Below are 22,071 nucleotides of genomic sequence, written 5' to 3' on the forward strand. Positions count from 1 at the left end.
CTCCTTACCTAATTTGACTCTTTGATCCAGTTGTAATCTTCATAAACTCATCTTCAAGAGTATTTTCTACCGGACAAATAGTGTAAACTAAAACATCTGCCTTAACTAATATTCTATTTAATAAGGCAACATGATCTTTAGTTAAATTAACTCTAACTATATTTCTATCAACTGTAGCTTCAACCTTAAAGCCCTCAGCTTTACTTGCATCTTCTAATGCAGCAAATGCTTTTCCACCGTTATCAACTTCTATCTCATATATTTTTTTTGAAGAATTCTCTTGATTTCTGATATCCTTCATAGTCTTCATATCAATAATTTTTCCACTATCAATAATACCAAATCTATCACACATCAATTCCATCTCACTTAAAAGATGACTTGATACTAATACTGCTAAGCCCTCTTTTTCAGCAAGTTCTCTTAAGGTATCACGAAGCTCCTTAATTCCTACTGGGTCTAGTCCATTAGTAGGCTCATCCAGAATTAAAAGCTTTGGACTATGAAGTAATGCCTGTGCAAGTCCTAATCTTTGTCTCATGCCCAGAGAATACTTTTTCACTTTATCATCTATACGATTATCAAGCTTAACTAAATTTATAACCTCATTAATTCTATCCTTTGAAACTTGACCATGCATTCTTCCATAGATTTCAAGATTATCTCTTCCAGATAAATATCCATACATCTCAGGATTCTCAATAATTCCACCAACAGAAGAAAGCGCTTCTTCAAAATTAGTTTTTACATTTTTACCATTTATAAGAATTTCACCTTCATCAATTTTTAAAAGTCCAGTTATCATTTTAATTGTGGTTGTTTTTCCTGCACCATTAGGTCCTAAAAAACCAAAAATCTCGCCAGAATTTATATCAAAATTAATATTCTCAACGATTTTACGTTTCCCTATAATTTTACTAACATTTTTCAGTTCTAAAACTTTAGACATTTTCTCACCTCATCATTTTTACTAAATTCAGCATAAAGTATTTCTCTAGCATTGAAAATAGATTTCCGTAATTTGTAATAAAGATGTAAGAAACTCTATATTTTTCTTAATAAATGAAAGAATTTCGTAAGAATTGATAAACTTCATAAATTATTTATAAAACTGTTTTAGAAAATTCTTTGAATAGGAATTTGATATAAGCTATAATTAATACAAAGCTTAAGGTATGAGGTGGTAAAATGAATTTTCTAAATGATAGTTATGGACTTGATTTATTATCAATATTTTTAATTCTAGTATCATCTTTTTTTAATTTATTCTATTTTACAAGAATCTTAGCTTCTATCATTTTAATTCTTGCACTTTATAGAGTTTTTTCAAAAAATATATCAAAAAGAGATCAGGAGCTAAAAAGTTTTTGTATTCATGCCAATAAATTTTTAGTTAAATTTAACCGTGCACTTCCTAATTATCTTCCAATATTTCATTTTAGTGATTTAGCACCGATATTTTCAAAAATATCAAAATGGTTTAATGAAAAAAAAGACTTCAAAATAGTTAAATGTCCTAGGTGCAGTCAAAAATTAAGACTCCCAAGACACAAAGGCAGAATTACAGTAACTTGCAAAAGATGTTTACATGAATTCAAACTTAAAACTTAAGATGTTTTAAATCAAAATCTCCAATATGTGTTCTATTACAGATCATATATTGGAGATTTTGCTATATATCAGCAAAATGATATGGTTTTCTTAAACTTTTATTAAGTTAAATGCATATTACCCTTGATTTTATGCATAAAACTGTATACTATATAAATAATATATTCGAACATTCGTGTTTTTGAGTGTTTTTGACTTTATTTCAAATTTATAATAGTCTTATAAATATTTGGGATATTCGGACAAAAAATATTAATTACGAAAAGGGGATGAATTATGGAATTACTAACGACAATTGTAGACAAGCTTAATACCTTCATGTGGTCATATGTCTTAATAGCATTACTTATAGGTGCTGGTTTATACTTCACATTCAAAACAAAATTTGTTCAATTTAGATACCTAAAGGAAATGTTTAGACTACTAAAGCCAAATGATAAAAAAGAAAAAGATGGGGTATCTTCTTTCCAAGCATTCTGTATTAGTACCGCTTCAAGAGTTGGTACAGGAAACATTGCTGGTGTTGCTATGGCAGTAGCTGCTGGTGGTCCTGGTGCAGTTTTTTGGATGTGGCTTATCGCTCTTATTGGCGGTGCTTCAAGCTTTGTAGAAAGTACTTTAGCTCAAATATATAAAACAAAAGATAATGAAGGTAACTTCCTTGGTGGTCCTGCTTATTACATTGAAAGAGGACTTGGAATGAGATGGCTTGGTGCTATCTTTGCCGTATTAACAACTGTATGCTTTGGAATAGTATTCAACGCTGCACAATCTAATACAACCACTCTTGCATTTACAAATGCATTTAATATAAACCCGACAGTGATGGGAATTATCTTAGCTATATTAACTGCTACCGTAATCTTTGGTGGGGTTAAGAGAGTAGCTAAAGTATCTGAAGTAATTGTTCCTATATTTGCTACTGCTTATATTTTAATTGCAGTATTTGTAATATTAATCAACCTTAAAGCTTTACCTGGTATCTTTAAATTAATTTTTGAAAATGCCTTTGGGATTCAGCAATTTGCTGCTGGTGGACTTGGTTTCACTGTTATGCAAGGTATAAAAAGAGGATTATTTTCTAATGAAGCTGGTATGGGGAGTGCTCCAAACGCAGCTGCTACAGCAACAGTTTCTCACCCAGTAAAGCAAGGATTAACTCAAACTTTAGGTGTTTTCACTGATACAATCGTAATTTGTACATGTACTGCCTTCATAGTATTAATCTCTGGAAACTATGCTGGAACTGAATTAACTGGTATAGAGCTTACTCAAAGTGCTTTAAGCTCACAAATCGGAATGGCTGGAACTTACTTCTTAGCAATATGTACATTCTTATTTGCCTTCAGTTCTATTGTTGGTAACTACTACTATGGACAAGCAAACTTAGAATTTATAACAAAGAGTAAAGTTGTTCTTAACTCTTTCAGAGCATTTGTTGTCTTAACAGTATTCAGTGGTGCATTAGCTTCTATTGATATAGTTTGGGCAATGGCAGACTTATTCATGGCCCTTATGGCTGTAATAAACCTTATAGCTATATTATTCTTAGCAAAATATGCAATAGCAGCTCTGGAAGATTACAGTGTTCAATTAAAAGCTGGAAAAGACCCAGTGTTTAAAGCTTCATCTGTTCCAGGACTTACAAATACTGAAGCTTGGAATGATTATGATTCAGAAGGCGTAGACGATATAAATGAAATAGCTTAATAAAATTTTAGGTGTTGGTATCTTCCAACACCTTTTTTATATAATGAAATATATTTTCACTATATACATATTTTGTAATGACATCTATTGACTTCCTATTCAAATTGTGGATAATTATTATTATATAATAATTTTTTGAAAGGAGAATTAAAATGACTAATACAGCATGGACCAATTTTAGAGAATTAATTTTAGTAGATAAGGTACCTGTATGTCCAGGTATAACATCCTTTTACTTTAAAGCAAAAGATGGTGGAAAGCTTGTTAAGCATACTCCTGGACAATTTTTACCCTTTAAAATTAAAACAAATGATCCAAAATATAAAGATGTACTTCGAACCTATAGTTTATCAATGTTTCCAAATGAATACACTTATAGAATAAGTGTAAAAAAAATTGAAGGTGGTTTAATTAGTCCCTACCTTCATGAAAATCTAAAAATTGGCGATTCAATTGAAGCAATGGTTCCTACAGGGCTATTCACCATAAAAAACAAAACTAATGATACCGTTCTTATTTCTGGTGGTATTGGCATAACACCTTTACTTTCAATGCTTTATGCTGAATCTTCTACAAGAAATAACATTCATTTCATACAAGCAGTTCAGAATTCCTCAGTTCATCCCTTTAAAGAGGATATTGAAAACATTGCCAACTTAAGTGGAATAAAAAATACAGTGTTCTACTCTTCACCTTTAGCTGAAGATAAGGAATCTGTAGATTATAACTATAAGGGCTATATTTCAAAAGAGTTCCTTAAAGAAAATATAAACCTTAATTCTGATTTTTATCTATGTGGTCCTCCACCTTTTATGAAATCAGTTGAGAGTCATCTTCTTGAGCTTGGAGTAAATAAAGCTAATATTTATTATGAACTTTTTAGCAGCTAAGCAAATTGCTTTAAAGAAGTACTTATATATTAACTAGAAATATCTAAATACTAAATTGAGACATTTACCTAAAGAAAGAGGCTAAATCTGTGAAGATTTACCCTCTTTCTTTATTACTTTTAATTATCTACTCTTGTTATGCCTAACTCTCTTGCCACTCTTCCAACTTCTTCTGCTACAACCTTTGCTACTTCATGGTTAAAGGCTCCTGGAATTACATAATCCTCTTTAAGTTCTTCTTCTTTGACAATACTTGCTATAGCTCTCGCCGCAGCAATCTTCATTTCCTCGGTAATATCCGTTGCTCCTACATCTAACGCACCTCTGAATATTCCTGGGAATACAAGTACATTGTTAATTTGATTTGGATAATCACTTCTTCCAGTTGCAACAACTCTAGCGCCACCTTTAATAGCTTCTTCGGGCATGATTTCTGGTGTTGGATTTGCCATAGCAAAAACTATGGAATCTTTAGCCATAGAGCTTATCATTTCAGCTGTAACAACATTGGGTGATGAAACTCCAATGAATACATCTTTTCCTTTTATTATTTCTGTCAACAGACCTCTTTCATTTTTTTTATTAGTCACCTCAGCCATTTCCTTTTGAGCATCATTCATCCACTCTTCACCCTTAGCTAAAGCTCCATTCCTATCCACTAAAACCACATTTCCTATGCCTTGCATCATTAAAAGCTTACATATAGAAATCCCTGCTGAACCAGCACCATTAATAACTACATTAGCTTCTTCAAATTTTTTCCCCACAAGCTTTAAAGCATTTATTAAACCTGCGGATACAGCTATTGCGGTACCATGCTGGTCATCATGGAATACTGGGATGTCTAGTTCTTCCTTTAATCTTCTCTCTATCTCAAAACATCTTGGTGCTGATATATCTTCTAAATTTATTCCTCCGAAAGTTGGAGCTATATATTTTACTGCCTTAATTATCTCTTCAGTATCCTTTGTATCCAGGCATATAGGGAAAGCATTAACGTCAGCAAATTCCTTAAATAGAATAGCCTTTCCTTCCATTACGGGCATTGCAGCCTCTGGACCTATATCTCCAAGACCTAAAACTGCAGTTCCATCTGTAACAACTGCAACTAAATTTGACTTTGAAGTATATGTATATGCCTCTTCTTTGTTCTCTGCTATCTTTCTACAAGGTTCTGCAACCCCTGGTGTATATGCCGTACTTAAATCTTCTCTATTTTCAACCTTTATTTTTGAAACAATTTCAATTTTCCCTTGATTCTGAGCATGCAGCTCTAAACTTAACTTATTATAATCCATCCTTAATCGTCCCCTCTTTTTTAAAGTCTATTTTAGTTTACCTAATTTTTATTGATTTGAAAAGATTTAAACAATATATCAATTATATTTTCCAATAAATAAATACTCACCTATAGAAATATCCAATATTTTCAATAATATATATTATCTATAGCCCTTTAATGATAGAATATTAATGTAACATATATCTATCATTAAAGTGGCAGTATAAGTTCTATCATGTATCTTAGGGGTATCGCCAAGCGGTAAGGCACTGGACTCTGACTCCTGTATCGCAGGTTCAAATCCTGCTACCCCTGCCATTTTTAATTAAGGATGAAAAATAAAAAGAGCAAAATTATGATTTTGCTCCATTAAGTAATATGTCAGTTAGTGCTTCCATATTTGTTATTTCGATTTTTCCTCTATATACATTTACAACTTCAGATCTTTTCCAGTTATTTAAAATAGTTGATACAGTCTGCCTAGATACTCCACACCTAACAGAAAGGTTCTCCTGTGTTTCATTTACAAATCTCCCCTTGTTAGACTCCTTATAAATCATCATTAAGATATATGCTAATCTGCCTTCTGAATTAAACATGGTGCAGGACATAATTTTTTGTGCTGAATTTTGAAGTCTCTTTCTATAGCTTCTCAACATTTCTTTCATAACACATGGGTTTTCCCATACTAACTTACTAAAAATCTCACCTGGAATAACAATAAGCACAGCTTGGCTAGAAGCCATAACTGTTGTTACATAGCTATTATCTACCAACACTCCTAAGTCACCAAAATAATCCGCTTTCATGCTGTATTTTATCATTACAGAAAACTCATTATCATCCATTGCAAATTCTGTTACTGCCCCTGATTTAATGATATACACATTTTTAGCATAATCATCCTTTTTGCAAATCATATCACCCTTTTTATAGGTAATTTCCTTACAATTCTTCACTATATAATTAAGTTTCACTCTTTCAAGCGTTGAAAAAATACATACACTTTTTAAGAAATCAACTAATTTTTCAGTATTTTTATGTTCAATGGATTCCATAGAATTATCCCCCTACTATATACGTATTTTACTTTTAACTTTGTATAAATTTTACCATTAACGTAAAATTTATTCAACGAGTTTTACATAATAAATATGCTGCCGATCTTTTAGACATACATCCCACATATATATTATTTATTTTTAGGTCGTTGTCTTAACATTACTAGCTATTAAAGCTATTTTTGAAGTTCCTTTTCTCTCTTCTCCCAATGTATATAGAAATTTCTCAAGATATCTGTTTACTCTATTTCATTATTAAAAACAATATCCTATCAACTTAATTCTCTTATCTAAAAATCGTATATTCTAAGTTAAAAATGAATACATTTATATTATAAATTTCATTAAAGGATTGATATTATGGCAAACTTTACCTACCTTTTAAAATCTTTAGAACCTTTTTTTCTCTTTTTATTTTTAGGTTATGTAACAATTGAAGTACTTAAATTTCAAAATGAAATTGAAAAAAAGAAAAAATAGCTCAATCCTTTAAGGATTGAGCTATTTCCATGGAGTTATTATGGGGTTTAATTACGTTTATATAAGCTTTCATAATAAAGTTATATCCTATCAAATAGTCTTTTTTAAGATTTGGAGTGTCACTTTTGGAGGATTACATAAGAAACTCCACCTCACATTCGTTCGATGGAGTAAGTTAGCCTTAACCAAATCATAGATTTTGGGGCTTACTTATAAAACTCTTGAGTTGCGTAATATCTATTTCCTGATTTATATACGCCTACACCAATACTTGTAAAGTTTGTTGATAATATATTTGCTCTATGACCGTCAGAGTTCATCCAATTTGTCATAAACTGTTCAGCTAAAGCTGCAGCATCACTTACGCCTCCAATGTATGCAATATTCTCACCCCAGGCATTATAAGAAACTCCGTCTCTAGCCATCTGAGCAGTTATCATTTCTCCATCAGGGTCTACATGGTCAAAATAATTTCTTACTCCCATGTCCTTTGACTTTACTCTTGCATAAGTTTCCATTGTTGAATTATAACTTAAGGCTGGTACACCTGCTTTGGCTCTTTCTTCATTTACTTTATTAAATATTAGCTGTTCTATTTCAGCATTAAAACTTGCATTTTCTTGTACTGGTGGTGTTACAATGCTATTAGAATTCTCTTCATTGGCATTTCCACCATTATTGTTATTATTAGAACCACCATTTATCACAATATCTTTATCTTCATTAACAATATTATAACTATCGGTCTGCTCATCGCTATTTGAAGGTGCTTGTCTACCATTTGCCGTATTTCCAGTTATTGTTCTTTCTGAAGCATCAACTGTAGAATCTACTGCATCCTTATTAGCTTGTCCATCTTTTTCAGTTAAGTTATTTTCCCTAACCTCTATATCTTTAAAAGTGTCTTCTTCTTTTTTAGCAGTTACATCATCAATTTCCTCAGGAGCCTTCACCAAGGTTTGAGTTTCTGTTGTTCCTTGTGACATCTTATAAATAGATACTCCAGCTATAGATGTCCCCCCTATTACTACACATAAAATCATTGTAATAATTTTCTTTTTCATTCTATCACTCTCCTTATGTTTTCCTGCTCTTTAGTTATAACATAAATTTTAAGTTTTTTGTTTAGTAGATGAATTCTTCAAATTCGAATATATTACATTTATGGATTTATAAACATAAAAAAGGATATCCTTATCTGGATATCCTTTGAACTTATAAATTATTCTAATCAAGCAGATGAATTTTATCGATAAAACATTACAAATATTACTAGGGCAACCCCTGCAAACATTAGTAGAAATACTGGTATCGCAACTGATGCCATTGCTAGTATCAATGCTAATACATCATTTTTCTCTAACTCAATCTTTCCAATCATATCTGGATTTGCCTCTCTCTTGCCAAGAGCTTCTTTAACGACCTTTCTCATATTTGCCATAAAACCATCTCCCTCTTTTATCTTACTCTATACTTCACCAGCAAAATGACAAGCACAGAAGTGTCCTTTTTCAACTTCCTTAGTAGGAGGTATTTCTAATTTACAAATTTCTTTAGCAAATGGGCATCTAGTATTAAACTTACACCCCTTTGGAAGGTTAACGTTACTTGGTATCTCGCCTTTAATAAGACTTATGTCACTTGCATACTCTGGGTTTGCAACAGGTATAGCTGCAAGTAAAGCTTTTGTATAAGGATGTAATGGATTTTTATATAAATCCTCCTTTGCTGCAAGCTCTACTAAAGAACCAAGGTACATTACTCCAACTCTATCACTGATATGTTTTACAACACTTAAATCGTGAGATATAAATAAGTAGGATAATCCTCTTTGCTGTTGTAAATCCATCATTGTATTTAATATTTGCGATTGAATAGATACGTCAAGAGCTGATACAGGCTCATCACAAACGATAAACTGTGGATCTAGAGCAAGAGCTCTAGCAATTCCTATACGTTGTCTTTGACCACCAGAGAATTGATGTGGATATCTATACATATGATATGGAGATAATCCACATTCCTGCATGATTTCTTCAATCTTGGCATTTAATTCTGGACCTCTTTTAAATATCTTATGCTCAACTAAAGCTTCACTAATTATATTAAATACATTCATTCTTGGGTTTAATGAGCTATAAGGGTCTTGGAAGATAATCTGCATTTCTTGTCTTAGCTTTTTCATCTGCCTATCCTTATACTTTTCAATATTCTCATCCTTATATATGATTTCTCCACTAGTTGGATCATATAACTTAAGCAAAGTTCTTCCAAGAGTAGATTTCCCACATCCAGATTCTCCAACTAATCCTAAGGTTTCACCTTCATATATAGCAAAGGAAACATCGTCAACGGCTTTAACTACTAGCTTATTGCCCTCTGCATCTTTCCCCTTTGTTGGGAAATACTTTTTTAAATCTCTGATTTCAACAAGTTTATTTCTTTCCTTTGCCATTGTGAATATCCTCCTCTCTATGATGCTTTTCATCTACTTCATCAGTATATAAGAAGCAGCGAACTATATGATCTTCTCCAGTATTAGTTATTTCAGGCATCTTTGTTTGGCATTCCGGCTTAGCATATTCACATCTAGGTGCAAAATAGCAACCCTTAGGAAGATTAAATGGACTTGGAACTACACCATCAATAGAGTGAAGTCTTTCTTTATCCTGATCTAAGCTTGGTATTGATGCAAGAAGACCTTTAGTATATGGATGTTGAGGATTTCTAAATAATTCTTTTACTGGCGCTGATTCAACAACTCTACCAGAATACATTACTATAACATCATCCGCCATTTGTGCTATTACTCCAAGGTCGTGAGTAATAAGCATTATAGCAGTATTAGTTTTTTCTTTAAGATCGTTCATAAGCTTAAGAATTTGAGCTTGAATTGTAACATCTAGAGCTGTAGTAGGCTCATCCGCTATCAATAGCTTTGGCTTACAAGCAAGAGCCATAGCAATCATAACCCTCTGTCTCATTCCACCACTTAATTGGTGTGGATAATCCCTTGCAACCTGCTCTGCCCTTGGAATTCCAACAAACCTAAGCATGTCCACTGCAACCTTCTTAGCTTCATGCTTATCTAAACCTTGGTGAAGCATAATCGCTTCCATGATTTGATCTTCAACTCTAAATACCGGATTTAAGGAAGTCATTGGCTCTTGGAATATCATAGATATATCATTACCTCTTACTTCTCTTATCTCCTTATCTCCCATTCCAACGATATCTTTATCATCAAACTTTATTGTACCTTCAACAATTTTGCCTGGCTTTTCGATAAGTTTTAAGATGGACATGGAAGTAATACTCTTTCCACAGCCTGATTCGCCTACTATACCAAGAGTTTTTCCAGGCTTAACATCGAAGGAAACTCCATTAACCGCCTTTACAATTCCACTATCAGTGTAAAAATACGTTTTTAAGTCTCTGATTTCCAATAAATTTTCCATTCGTTCCACCTACCTTATCTCTTTAGGGTCAAAGGCATCTCTTAAGCCTTCGCCAAGAAGATTTATACTAACAACTGTCAAGATTATTAATATTCCTGGTGGTATCCATACCCATGGATTCTTAGTGAATATGAAAGTATCTCTTGCTCTTTCAATCATATTACCCCAAGTTGGTGTTGGTGGAATAACTCCAAGACCAAGGAAGGAAAGTGAAGCCTCTGTAAGAATTGCTCCCCCCATACCAAGTGTTGCATTAACTATGATATAAGCTAATGTGTTTGGAAGTAAGTGTCTTACAATTTTAGTTTTTGTTGATAAACCTAAGGCCTTAGTAGCAACCATAAAATCTTGCTCTCTAAGGGATAGAATTTGTCCTCTAACCATTCTGGCAAGTCCTGGCCACGATAAAATCGCCAAGATAAACATTACTATATACATCTTCATAGAGCTGCTTACACGCCACATGAGAACGAAAGAAAGGGTTATTACTAGTGGATAGAATGGAAGTGAGTATACAATCTCTGTAATTCTCATTAATATATTATCTACCCATCCGCCATAGTAACCAGCAATTCCGCCCATAGTTGCTCCAAGAAGTACTGTTACACCTGCAGTTAAAACTCCTATAATCATAGAAATTCTTCCACCGTAAAATACTCTCATAAGTACATCACGCCCCTGCTCATCAGTACCAAGCCAGTGTGCTCCTGATGGTGGCTGTAATTTATTAGGCAAATTTAATTCGTGTAATGAATATGGTGATATTATTGGTACTAATATTACTAATATAACTATTGAAAAAAATATAATAGCTCCTGCCATTGAAAGCTTGTTTTTTCTGAATCTTTCCCAAGCAACTCTCCATGGTCCCATAGCTTGGAGGTCTTTCTTTTTCTTTTCATTTTTTGTCTCTTTAACTTCTACCATTTAGACCACCCTCCTATTCTACTTTTACTCTTGGGTCAACTAATGCATAGGACATATCTGCTGCAAGATTTCCAAGTACCATTAATATTGCATAGAAAGTATTAGCTCCCATTACAAGCCAGATATCTCTTTGCATTACTGCATCATATAATATCTTACCAATTCCCGGCCATAGGAAAACGGTTTCCAAAAGAATCGCGCCTCCAAACAATCCAGGTATATACATTCCTAAAAGTGTTACTATTGGTATTAACGCATTTCTGAAGGCATGACGATAAATTACAACCTTCTCTGTTAATCCTTTAGAACGAGCTGTTCTGATATAATCTTGATTAATAACCTCAAGTACACTGTTTCTTACGTATCTAAGTAGACCTGCTAAATCTAAAAGTGTTAGAACAAATACTGGTAAAATCATGTGTTTAGCTACGTCTAAAAACTCTGCCCACACACTGCTATATCCCATAGCTGCTAACACTGGAGTTCTCATACCATTTAAAGGTACTCCTGGTACCCTCACTGCTACTAAATAAATCATCAGCAAGGCAAAGAAGAATGATGGCATTCCAACACCCAGTAGGGTGAATACCGTCCAAAAATTATCAAAAAGTCCATATTTCTTGACCGCTGCCTTTATTCCAACTGGAATTGCAATTGCAAATGCTATTGCCATGGCAACTAAATTTAAAATAAAACTATTCCAAATAAAGTTACCCATAACTTCATTTACTGGTTTTCTATATTTTATAGAGCTTCCAAAGTCTCCTGTTAATGTTCTTCCAAGCCATTTTATGTATTGCACTGGTTTTGGCTCGTCCAATCCTAATTGTTTTCTTATTTGTTCTTGTTGTTCAGGTGTTGTCTTAGAACCTTGTCCAAGATATGCGTTTACTGGGTCTCCAGGCATAAGCTGAAGTAATGAAAAAAGAATAATAGTGATTATTAATATTACTGGAATCATATTCAAGACTCTCTTGCAAAAATATTTTAACATCGCCTCACCCCTCCATTTATAATAACGCCCTGCCAAGTGGCAGGGCGCCATACTACTTTATACTTTATATACTACTGTTGATCTGCTGGTATATAAGCATGTCTTAGAGCTTTAACCCAATCACAGAATGGGCTTGTCTCTAAACCTTGAATCTTCTTATTATAAATGTCAAAGTAAGTGTTAGCATAAACTGGTACCATTACAGCCTCTTCATTAAGAAGTTTAGCCATTTTTTGATAAACTGGTTTAGCTTCATCAATATCGATAATAGTTCTACCTTCATCTAATAACTTATCTAATTCTGGATTATTGTATCTGGAAGAGTTATCTTTTCCACTTCCAATTTGTGAAGAGTGGAATGTAGACCATAATGTATCTGGGTCTGGAGTATTGATAGATGTAGCCATGAAGTATAAGCTCCACTTATCTACGTTAGCATCAGAATTATACATTACATAGTCAAGCATTGAGTTGAACTCCATGTATGCTATATTAAGAGTAACTCCAAGACCTTGCTCCCAGTCTCTTTGCCACATTGGGATAAGAGTGTTAAGGATTGAGTGATCTGGCATAGCAGCAATGTTAAGTTCCATTAACTTACCATCTTTTTCACGCTTACCATTAGCATTTAACTTCCAGCCTGCTTCATCAAGTAAAGCTGCAGCTTTATCCATATCAAAGTCATACTCAGTCATTTCTGATAATAAAGCATCATCAATAGCCCAAGATACTTGAGAGAATGGGTGATATTGTACTGAAGCTAGTACATCTCCTGTTGCTGAATCTTTATAGTAGCTTTCTACGAATTCTTTTACGTTAAAGCTATAGTATAATGCTTGACGAACTGCTTTTTCAGCAGTTGGGCCGTATTCACAGTTAAATTTAACGTATCCATATCCACTTCTATCATAATCATTGTAAGTTAAGAAATCTGTAGCCTTAGCTTGGTTAATTTTTTCTGGTTCGATAACTCCTGGTAACATATCCACTTCTCCAGAAGTTAATTCAAGTATGTCTGTAGTTTCATCAACGAACTTACAAACTACGTTTTGAATATAATATCCTTCTCCATAATAGTCAGGATTTCTTTCTAACGCTGCAAGTTGTCCTTCTAAGTAATTTTTAAGAGTATATGCACCTGAACCCTTTGGCTCTGAAGTAATAGCTTCTATAGAAGAAGTATCACCTGGTTTCCAACTTGCTCCATAGTAATGCTCTGGCATAATATAGAAACCACAATTTGCTATGTTAGTTCTGTAACCTTCTTTAAAGTGGAATGTAACTGAATAATCATCATTCTTAGTTACACCTTTAAACTCAGCATTAGCACTATCTGCAAAATACTCTTCATATCCAACTAAATCTTGAGCGTAAGATCCATATCTTCCTGTGTAAGAACCATCTGATAAGAATTTGTAAGTAAAGATTATGTCATCAGCTGTAACTGGCTCTCCATCAGAGAATTTCATGTCTTTTCTTAATTTGAAAGTGATATCTTTTCCATCTTCTGATACAGTCCAATCGCCATCAGCTGCAGATGGTTCATATATACCATCAACGTTCATAGTGATAAGAGAATCAAATACTAAATCAACAACTACTGCATCATAAGCTGATGAATAGTATGCCGGGTTAAAGTTTCCTGACATCTCTGTTACCCCAACTGTGATTGTTCCACCAACTGTCGGTTCATTTGAAACTTCTGGTGTTTCTGTTTTAGCATCCCCAGATTTGTCCGGTGCTGGTTCTTCTGTTTTATCTTTTTTTCCGCAACCAACCATTGAAACAGCAAGAAGCCCTGACATTAATAACGCCAATAATTTTTTGTTCTTCAAAATTATTCCCCCTTTTAGATAATTTAAATAAGATATAAATAAATACAAATACATAAATAAAATAAAAAAACTTTTTATTAAATATATATTTGTATATATCATCGTAAATCACTTAAATAAACATTTATCATTCACTTTTAATTCTTATGTTTACTTTTTATTACATTTTAAATTCATATATTTATTCTAACTTTAAATCTATGATTTGTAAATACATTAATTTAAAATTTTCTGAATTTTGCATATAACATTTTATAAGTCCTTAAATTTAGACATTCGAATATTTTTCTATCTGTAATAAATTGATTAATTTATAACAATCAAACCTAGTCAATGTAAAGTTTTTCAATGTATTTTAGCTTATTTTTTTCAACACATTTTGACATCCTGATTGAAATTACATCACATTTATGAATAATTATCTTTTCAAAATTTCATTTTACTCTTTTCATTTTATTACATTTTTTCAAGTTAAATTTTTACTGTTGGAGAATTTCAATTTTTTATACACAAAAAAAGATTCTATTGTAGAAAATAGAATCTCTCTTTGTATATGAAACTATTAATTTTGATTTCTTTCAACATTACACTAAGTAACTGTTTATTAACAATTCTAGCTCCTGTTCATTTTTATCCATATATTCAGTAAACATAATGTTTTTATTTTCTAATCTCTTTCCTATTTCATAAATAAGTTCTGGAATTTTTTCTGCAGGAATTTCACCATAAGACTTTCCTATATTAGGATGATTTGCATGGAACGAACCTCCAACATATAAAGTGAAGCAATCTGTAATGGTCTCTCCAATTTTTTTCTTTTTACCTGTAAAACCTATAGCTCCAGCTTGATGAATTCCACAAGAATTAGGGCATCCTGAGATCTGAATTCTTGGAAGTAAGTCAGCATTATAATTCTTATCTTCTAAATACCCTATTATATCCCTTAAAAGCTTTTGACTATTTCCCATTCCAATCTGACATAGTGGTGCTCCTATGCACGCTACGCTTTGTTTAACTAAGGTCTCATCACCCATTGGTTGTGTCACTTTCAAAATATCTGCTGCTTCATCGCCATTCAAATTTCTAATATAAACACCCTCAGTCATGGCAAGTCTTATATCCACATCTTGTATTTTTTCTAACTCTACTATAAGTTTTTTCAAATCTTCAGTTTTAAGCTGTCCTCCTGTCGGGTGTAAATATACACTATATAGCCCTTTCTGTTTTTGATGATACAATCTTAAAGATTGTATGTCAGTTTCCTTACCAGCTTTACTATAATTTACTTTCTCTGGATTAATATCCATTCCACCATTAGCTAATTCTTTTTCAACATACTTTCCATATTCACTGATGAATTTATCCTCACCCATTCTGTCTAGTATATATCTGACTCTAGCTTTGCTTCTATTTTCATAATCCCCTTCAGCCATAAAAAACTTAACCATAGCTTCAACATAATAAAGAACCTTTTCAGGTTCGATTAAAGCTGGATATTTAACTGCTAATCTTGGATTTTGCCCAAGGCCTCCGCCTAAATAAACCCTAAAATAATTTTTACCATTCTCATTCACAGCTAAAAAACCTAAATCTTGAATGGTACAGTGTGCCCCATCATTCTTACTGCTTGAAAATGATACTTTTAACTTTCTTGGTAAATGGTATGTATAAATTCTTTCTAAAAAATAATTACCAACTGCTAAAGCATATGGTGTAGGATCAAAGGCTTCTTCTGGATTCACTCCTGCCAAAGGTGAAAGTGCAACATTCCTTGGAAAATTTCCGCCTGAACCTCTTGTATATATATCTACATCTAATGCTTCTTTCATTAAGTCACAAATTTCATCTATAGTTAACCCATGGAATTGTATGGCCTGCCTAGTTGTAAAATGTATCTTCTCCATATTATATTTTTTTGCAAATTCATATACTTTTTTTAGTTCTACTAAATCTGTTTTTCCTGATGGAATTCTTAATCTAATCATAAATGACTTTCCGTCTCTATGAGCATAGACTCCAAAGCCTCCAGACTTGTGTTTGAAATCCATCATCTTCATTTCACCGTTTATAAATTTATGTCCAGCTTCTCTTAAATCTTCAATTTCACTTCTTAACACGTTTTTAAGTTTAACTGTATCCATTTAACCACCTCATAAACATATTTTCTTTAGTTTTGATTATACTTAAATAGATTATTCATAATATATTTATTCTAATCACATAATTACTTTTAATTTAACTAAACCTATGTTTATATTTCCATGCCATATTAAATTTATACAAATTTTTAGTTAAAACAGTTAAATTATGCTTATAAGTATATTATTATAATATTTATAACAGTGTTAGGTTCTAGCATTAAACTTTTATATAATGGTTACTATAAAATTATGAAGACAAGTTCTCATAATTTTGTTCAAATTTAGATTAAAAGGAGAGAAACACATGAAAAATCAACTTTATTATAATGGTGATATTATTACCATGGAAAAAGATACTTATGTCGAAGCTATTTTAGTTAAAAATGGCATCATCTCAAAAGTAGGGAACTACAATGATGTTATAACTTTAAGTGATGCTGATACTGAACTAATAGATTTGAATGGTAAAACTTTATTACCTGCTTTTATCGATCCTCACAGCCATATTACAGCCTTAGGTTCAACCCTTTGTCTTGTCCCTCTTTCAGGCGCAGCATCATATGATGAAATAGCTCAAAGACTTAGAGACTTTAAAGAAAAAAATAATATCCTTCCTGGTCAGTGGATTATGGGCTTTGGATATGATAATAACATACTTCCTAATGCTACTCACCCAACTAAAGAATTATTAGATATGGTATCTACTGAAAATCCTATCTTAATAACTCATGCTTCTGGTCATATGGGTGTTGTTAACTCTTTAGCTTTAAAAGAGTTCGGACTTACTGAAGCTTCTAAAGATCCTGAAGGCGGAAGAATCGGAAGAGTTTCTAATACTAACGAACCAAATGGTTACTTAGAAGAAAAAGCTTTTATGAATTATGCACAGAAAATACCTCAAAAGAGCTTGCAAGAAGTATGCCAATACACAGCTTCAGCACAAGATATTTATCTTAAATATGGAATTACAACAGTTCAAGATGGTATGGTTAAAAATGCTGAGATGGCACAACTAAAGTATCTTGCAGAAAATCATATGCTTAAACTAGACATCGTTGGATATGTAGATATTAAAGATTCTAGAAATTTATTAGAAGAAAATAATGAGTATGTAAAAAAATATAAAAATAATTTTAAAATCGGTGGATATAAAATGTTCCTTGATGGCTCACCTCAAGGAAAAACAGCCTGGTTAACTAAGCCATATCTAACCTCTGAGGATGGTTATAGGGGATATCCAATCTATACTGATGATGCTGCTTATGAATTAGTTGAAACAGCTGTAAAGAGCAATGTTCAGCTTCTTACTCACTGTAATGGAGATGCAGCTGCAGACCAGCTGATTAATTGCTTTAAAAAAGTTTTAACTACGCCTAATGCTAATGATAACACTCGCCCTGTAATGATTCATGCTCAAACTGTTCGTTATGACCAAATAGATGCCATGAAAGAAATAAAAATGATTCCTTCCTACTTCGTTGCACATACTTATTTCTGGGGTGATGTTCATATTGAAAACTTAGGTATGGAAAGAGCAGCAAAGATTAGCCCACTTAAAACAACAATAGAAAAGGGGGTTCCGTTCACTCTTCACCAAGATTCTCCAGTTATAATGCCAGATATGCTTCTTACTGTTTGGTGTGCTGTTAATAGAATTACTAAAAACGGAGTATCTATTGGAAGTTTTGAACAAATTTCACCACTTGAAGCTCTTAAAGGTATAACAATAAATGCAGCTTATCAATATTTCGAAGAAGATACAAAAGGCTCAATAAAAGAAGGTAAATATGCTGATTTAGTTATACTTGATAAAAACCCATTAAAGGTAGATCCAATGACTATTAAAGATATCAAAGTTCTTAACACTATTAAAAGAGGCGAAATTCTATACTCTATTTAATAATACAAGCAAAAAAATCTATTGCTACATTAAGCAATAGATTTTTTATAATTTATAGATAGGTTACAACGCCATAAGTATACCTGATACGAATAGTGCAACATACACAAAAGTAGTAAAGCTATCACCCTTTAATTTTTTATGAGCTATGTTACTTACTATAATTGCAACAATAACAAAAGGCATTGTCCATGCACTTAATCTCATGACTTCTGAAGTTATCTCTCCATTTACTGACTTAATAACTATCATAATAGCATTTAATAATGCCCATAAGGTACATAGAGTTGCTCTAAAACTACTCTTATTCTTAATATTATTTGTTGCGTATACCACAACAAATGGACCTCCACAGCTAAATGCTCCGTGAACAATTCCACCTACAAATATAGTTAAATTCGATAACCACTTCTTTGTCTTATTTTTCCCTTCTTCTATTAATAGAAGATTATCATTATCCACATCTGCTATAGCACTGTTTTCAGCTATAGAATCTCCAATTGAATCAATTATACTTTCTAATTCTAACTCTTCATCTTTGCCTTGAACTGACTGCTCTGACTTCTGTTCCTTCTTTTCCCTAACTATACCTAGAAGACCCTTTATTGCAATAACAATCATAAATACACTTAAGGTAAGCTTAAGCGGTCTTTCTGGCAGAGATGAAAACAGCCATGTTCCTATTGGAAGACCTAAAATCATCAATAAAGATATTTTTACAAACTCTTTTCTATCCAGGTATTTAAAATCTCTGATGGCAATAACAACTGATGCTAAAAATACAACTATAGTAAGGACAGGTACCGCCATCTTAATACCAGCTATTTCTGATGCTAATGGAAGTGCTATAATAGTTCCACCAAAGCCTATCATACCTTCAATAAAATATGACATCATTATTACTGTTGCAAACAATATTGTGCTAAAAGTACTCATAATTTTCTCCTTTGCTAATAAATTGATACAAAATAAAATAATATCATAGCTTTTACTTTTTATAAATACCATAACTCTTATTATTTCCTTAACTTTTACTTCTAATAACCTATTACTACATTAATCCTTACTTTTATTTCCCCTTTTAAGTCATCCTCCTAAAACATATCCCAAAACATCAAATTTCCATTACATAAAAAACCAGCGAATTTCTTCGCTGGCCTAACTTAGTTATAGTTTTTCTAACCGTTTAATAGGTTAATTATTTCCTGTACAGCATCCCTTGCTTGTTTTGGTAAACGAGCAATAGCAGCTGCTTGATCCTTTTCACTACTCATTTGCGCAATTCTCATAATCTCCTGTTGTAAGCCTGGAGTATTATTTACTATGCTGGAGGCATTGTTAAATTTCGCAGCAAAAGCAGGATCATTCATTTTCATTTGAATTTTTCTAATTACATCAAATGCATTCATTATGTTCTCTTCCCCTTTTTATAGATGATTATATTTTATTATATTCAACTATACTTTAAAGGTTCATAGCTTCCCTTAGTTATTTTGTTAAATAATTGCTACAGCTCTAACAGGAGCTCCATCAGCCCCTTTATATTTTAAAGGTAATACACTTAAGGTAAATATCTCGTCTCCTATTGCCTCTAAATTTGTTAAATTTTCAATGATTATAAACCCTGAATTTAATAGAGTATTATGAGCATAAAACTCTTCCGACTCCATGAAGTCAAGAGAAATAGCATCAACTCCAACCCCCTTTAAGCTTAACTTTGCCAACCATTGCACTGCCTCTAAGCTCAAAATTGGATAATCCTTAAAATATTTATCCGTTCCCCAATGCCTATGCCAGCCTGTATTTATTATTACAAAATCAACCCCTGAAATTTTTTCTTCGTACTTTTGTATATCATTTAAATTAATAATCCTTGAACCACAACCAGAAAAATCTAGAACCATGGCTGAACCAACAAATTTATCAACTTGAAATTCATCAAGATACTTCCCATTTTTCAACATGTGAGCTGGAGCATCAATATGGGTGCCAACATGTGAAAAGATTGATATTTTTGTTTCTCTAAAACCATTCTCTTCAATATTATATTTCTGAACTAAACTAGGCCTTTCAGTTCCAGGATATACCGTCATGTCTTCATCTATTAAATAACTCAAATCTATAACCTTCATATTGTCTCCTTAACATAAATCAATTAATAAGTTCCATCTTCCTTTAGCTCCATAAAAATACTTTTTATCTTTTCAATCTTCCAAGATACTCTCATCCATATTCCTATAATCATTCCTATTCCAGCCCAAATTGTGCTTTGAGCTATAATATAAACTACATTAAAAGGTAAGAATTGTCCTATTGTAATAAAACATATTAATCCATATCCGAATATACCTTCACCAATGATGTACTTCCATACTGTAGCTTTTGTCCAGCACCCTCTATTTCTTATATCCTCAAATACTTCGTAGGTTAGCTTACCACTATATGCTGCAATAGGAATACATAATATAAGTTTAATCACTGTATGCAATATGAAATAAGCAGTATAATTATATAACTCTCCAAATACAAGTCCTATAAATAAGCTGATTATGCCTACAATCATTAAGCCTCTCATTAATACTGAATAATTCCATATGTACTTTGATTTTTCCCCTTTAACTATATAACTAAATATCTTTTTTGTACTGCTGCTAGTAAAATACTTTTTTTCATTCCCCGTGGTTTTTACATAATCATTTTCACTTTTCATATTAATCCCCCTTAGATACTAAAATTTAAACCCTTAACTAAGTATATCATATTTTATTTTCTTTAAACGAATACAATATGTAAAAAACTGGATCAAAGATGTCCAGTTTTTTACATGCTTAATATTATTTTTTTACCCAGGTAATTAAGTACTCAACATTTTTCGGAACACCATCAAGCTTTAAAATTTCTCTTACAAAACTACCTTCAATTCCCTTTTCTTTGCAGGTTAAATTAAAATGACACAATGCAATCCCCATATCAACTTCACTTAAATCTAGATGTGTATCTTTTTCTGCCTGACTTTGCTTCCCTACTTTAAAGAAATGAACTTTTTTACCATCCAAAACCACCCTCCATGGTTGCTTATTTAATGCCGATGGAGATAATCTTAGATTTTCGAAGACTTCATTCATTTCACCAATATCTGAATCTTTATCTAGAGGCGTAAAAAAGTCTTTTAGGAAAAATAACTCTACCCACTCCTTACGTCTATCGCCTTTTCCTTTACTAAAAAGCTTATCAACTATTCTCACTTCTTCTGATTTATAACCAATAGGAGTAATTATAGTGAAAATCTCATTTTCTCTAACCTCCATTGCCTTAGCAAAACCGCTTTTATTAAAAGTTCCACCCATCCAGCAGGTTCCAAGCCCCAAAGAGGTTGCATAAAGAATTAATTCCTCCATTTCATATCCTAAGTTTTCAAGGGCCATATATCCCTTTTCTACAACTGCACCTATATAAGTATCAGCGCCCTTAATAACTCCATAGGTACCAAATCCTCTTTTAGTAGCACTTTTCTTAGTTTTTATTATTTTAAATCTAACCTTTGCTTGAAAAGGTCCCTGTAAATTGTCAATATAACTGTTAAGCCTATTAATAATTTCTTCTGAAATATATTTTCCTTCATCATAGGTTCTAACCGACTTACGCTCTTTAACTAAATCACTAATGGATTTATCAAATAATAACCTTCTTTCCATTTTTCCACCCCAACTATATTAAATATATGAAATCTCCCTCTCATTTTCTTCGAAGAAGCACACTCAAATATGTCAAATTAACGATTT

20 protein-coding genes and 1 tRNA gene are annotated in these 22,071 nt (G+C 32.4%); 5 read left to right on the top strand and 16 right to left on the bottom strand.

Annotated features, from left to right (window positions below):
• Nucleotides 1-4 precede the first annotated feature (4 nt).
• Nucleotides 5-949 (bottom strand): ABC transporter ATP-binding protein, encoded by a 945-nt coding sequence (locus tag BN1075_RS05100; RefSeq protein WP_040192006.1) that lies wholly within the window; start codon nt 947-949, stop codon nt 5-7.
• A 239-nt stretch (nt 950-1,188) separates the two neighbouring features.
• Between BN1075_RS05100 and BN1075_RS05105 the strand changes: the two genes are divergently transcribed.
• The 3 genes from BN1075_RS05105 to BN1075_RS05115 all read left to right on the top strand — a co-directional run bounded on the left by BN1075_RS05105 (nt 1,189) and on the right by BN1075_RS05115 (nt 4,211).
• Nucleotides 1,189-1,611, top strand: coding sequence for a hypothetical protein (locus BN1075_RS05105; protein ID WP_040192007.1), 423 nt, complete (start codon nt 1,189-1,191; stop codon nt 1,609-1,611).
• Nucleotides 1,612-1,887: 276 nt separating this feature from the next.
• Complete coding sequence (locus tag BN1075_RS05110) at nt 1,888-3,321, top strand: alanine/glycine:cation symporter family protein (RefSeq protein WP_040192008.1); 1,434 nt, start codon at nt 1,888-1,890, stop codon at nt 3,319-3,321.
• 152 nt (nt 3,322-3,473) lie between these two features.
• The gene (locus tag BN1075_RS05115; RefSeq protein ID WP_042386960.1) at nt 3,474-4,211 is read left to right on the top strand and encodes an FAD-binding oxidoreductase; all 738 of its coding nucleotides are present in this window, start codon (nt 3,474-3,476) and stop codon (nt 4,209-4,211) included.
• A gap of 119 nt (nt 4,212-4,330) precedes the next feature.
• Here BN1075_RS05115 and BN1075_RS05120 read toward each other — a convergent pair whose 3' ends face one another.
• Nucleotides 4,331-5,509: an NAD(P)-dependent malic enzyme gene (locus tag BN1075_RS05120; protein ID WP_040192009.1), complete on the bottom strand. Its 1,179-nt coding sequence runs from the start codon at nt 5,507-5,509 to the stop codon at nt 4,331-4,333.
• Between the two features lie 228 nt (nt 5,510-5,737).
• Here BN1075_RS05120 and BN1075_RS05125 point away from each other — a divergent pair.
• Nucleotides 5,738-5,811 (top strand) — tRNA-Gln (locus BN1075_RS05125).
• Nucleotides 5,812-5,846: 35 nt separating this feature from the next.
• On the opposite strand, the gene BN1075_RS05130 is transcribed toward BN1075_RS05125, so the two are convergent.
• From BN1075_RS05130 to BN1075_RS05170, 9 genes are all read right to left on the bottom strand, one after another.
• Nucleotides 5,847-6,551 (bottom strand): Crp/Fnr family transcriptional regulator, encoded by a 705-nt coding sequence (locus BN1075_RS05130; RefSeq protein WP_040192010.1) that lies wholly within the window; start codon nt 6,549-6,551, stop codon nt 5,847-5,849.
• 689 nt (nt 6,552-7,240) lie between these two features.
• Nucleotides 7,241-8,098, bottom strand: a complete 858-nt coding sequence (locus tag BN1075_RS21080) for a CAP domain-containing protein (RefSeq protein ID WP_040192011.1) — start codon at nt 8,096-8,098, stop codon at nt 7,241-7,243.
• 182 nt (nt 8,099-8,280) lie between these two features.
• Nucleotides 8,281-8,475: a hypothetical protein gene (locus BN1075_RS05140; RefSeq protein ID WP_040192012.1), complete on the bottom strand. Its 195-nt coding sequence runs from the start codon at nt 8,473-8,475 to the stop codon at nt 8,281-8,283.
• Between the two features lie 27 nt (nt 8,476-8,502).
• A complete protein-coding gene (locus BN1075_RS05145; protein ID WP_040192013.1) occupies nt 8,503-9,489 on the bottom strand; it encodes an ABC transporter ATP-binding protein in 987 nt (328 codons plus the stop codon).
• Nucleotides 9,470-10,492 (bottom strand): ABC transporter ATP-binding protein, encoded by a 1,023-nt coding sequence (locus tag BN1075_RS05150; protein ID WP_040192014.1) that lies wholly within the window; start codon nt 10,490-10,492, stop codon nt 9,470-9,472. The genes BN1075_RS05145 and BN1075_RS05150 overlap by 20 nt, the downstream gene beginning before the upstream one ends.
• Before the next feature lie 9 nt (nt 10,493-10,501).
• Nucleotides 10,502-11,419, bottom strand: a complete 918-nt coding sequence (opp4C, locus tag BN1075_RS05155) for an oligopeptide ABC transporter permease (RefSeq protein ID WP_040192015.1) — start codon at nt 11,417-11,419, stop codon at nt 10,502-10,504.
• A gap of 13 nt (nt 11,420-11,432) precedes the next feature.
• On the bottom strand, nt 11,433-12,413 hold the full coding sequence (locus BN1075_RS05160; protein ID WP_040192016.1) for an ABC transporter permease: 981 nt from the start codon (nt 12,411-12,413) through the stop codon (nt 11,433-11,435).
• A 71-nt stretch (nt 12,414-12,484) separates the two neighbouring features.
• A complete protein-coding gene (locus BN1075_RS05165; protein WP_040192017.1) occupies nt 12,485-14,248 on the bottom strand; it encodes an ABC transporter substrate-binding protein in 1,764 nt (587 codons plus the stop codon).
• Nucleotides 14,249-14,832: 584 nt separating this feature from the next.
• Nucleotides 14,833-16,389 carry a nitrite/sulfite reductase gene (locus BN1075_RS05170; RefSeq protein ID WP_040192018.1) on the bottom strand — a complete coding sequence of 519 codons (1,557 nt, stop codon included), beginning with the start codon at nt 16,387-16,389 and terminating at the stop codon, nt 14,833-14,835.
• Between the two features lie 304 nt (nt 16,390-16,693).
• Between BN1075_RS05170 and BN1075_RS05175 the strand changes: the two genes are divergently transcribed.
• Nucleotides 16,694-18,289: an amidohydrolase gene (locus BN1075_RS05175; protein ID WP_040192020.1), complete on the top strand. Its 1,596-nt coding sequence runs from the start codon at nt 16,694-16,696 to the stop codon at nt 18,287-18,289.
• A 63-nt stretch (nt 18,290-18,352) separates the two neighbouring features.
• On the opposite strand, the gene BN1075_RS05180 is transcribed toward BN1075_RS05175, so the two are convergent.
• The 5 genes from BN1075_RS05180 to BN1075_RS05200 form a co-directional block, all read right to left on the bottom strand.
• Nucleotides 18,353-19,225, bottom strand: coding sequence for a sulfite exporter TauE/SafE family protein (locus tag BN1075_RS05180; protein WP_040192022.1), 873 nt, complete (start codon nt 19,223-19,225; stop codon nt 18,353-18,355).
• A 242-nt stretch (nt 19,226-19,467) separates the two neighbouring features.
• On the bottom strand, nt 19,468-19,698 hold the full coding sequence (locus BN1075_RS05185; RefSeq protein WP_040192023.1) for a hypothetical protein: 231 nt from the start codon (nt 19,696-19,698) through the stop codon (nt 19,468-19,470).
• An 87-nt stretch (nt 19,699-19,785) separates the two neighbouring features.
• On the bottom strand, nt 19,786-20,421 hold the full coding sequence (locus BN1075_RS05190; RefSeq protein ID WP_040192024.1) for a cyclase family protein: 636 nt from the start codon (nt 20,419-20,421) through the stop codon (nt 19,786-19,788).
• Between the two features lie 23 nt (nt 20,422-20,444).
• The gene (locus BN1075_RS05195) at nt 20,445-20,999 is read right to left on the bottom strand and encodes a hypothetical protein (protein ID WP_040192025.1); all 555 of its coding nucleotides are present in this window, start codon (nt 20,997-20,999) and stop codon (nt 20,445-20,447) included.
• 124 nt (nt 21,000-21,123) lie between these two features.
• Entirely contained in the window at nt 21,124-21,984 is an 861-nt protein-coding gene (locus BN1075_RS05200; protein ID WP_040192026.1) for a nitroreductase family protein, read from the bottom strand.
• Nucleotides 21,985-22,071 lie beyond the last annotated feature (87 nt).

The sequence above is a fragment of the Clostridium culturomicium genome, assembly GCF_000821305.1.
In the GTDB taxonomy this organism is placed as follows: Bacteria; Bacillota; Clostridia; order Clostridiales; family Clostridiaceae; genus Clostridium_J; species Clostridium_J culturomicium.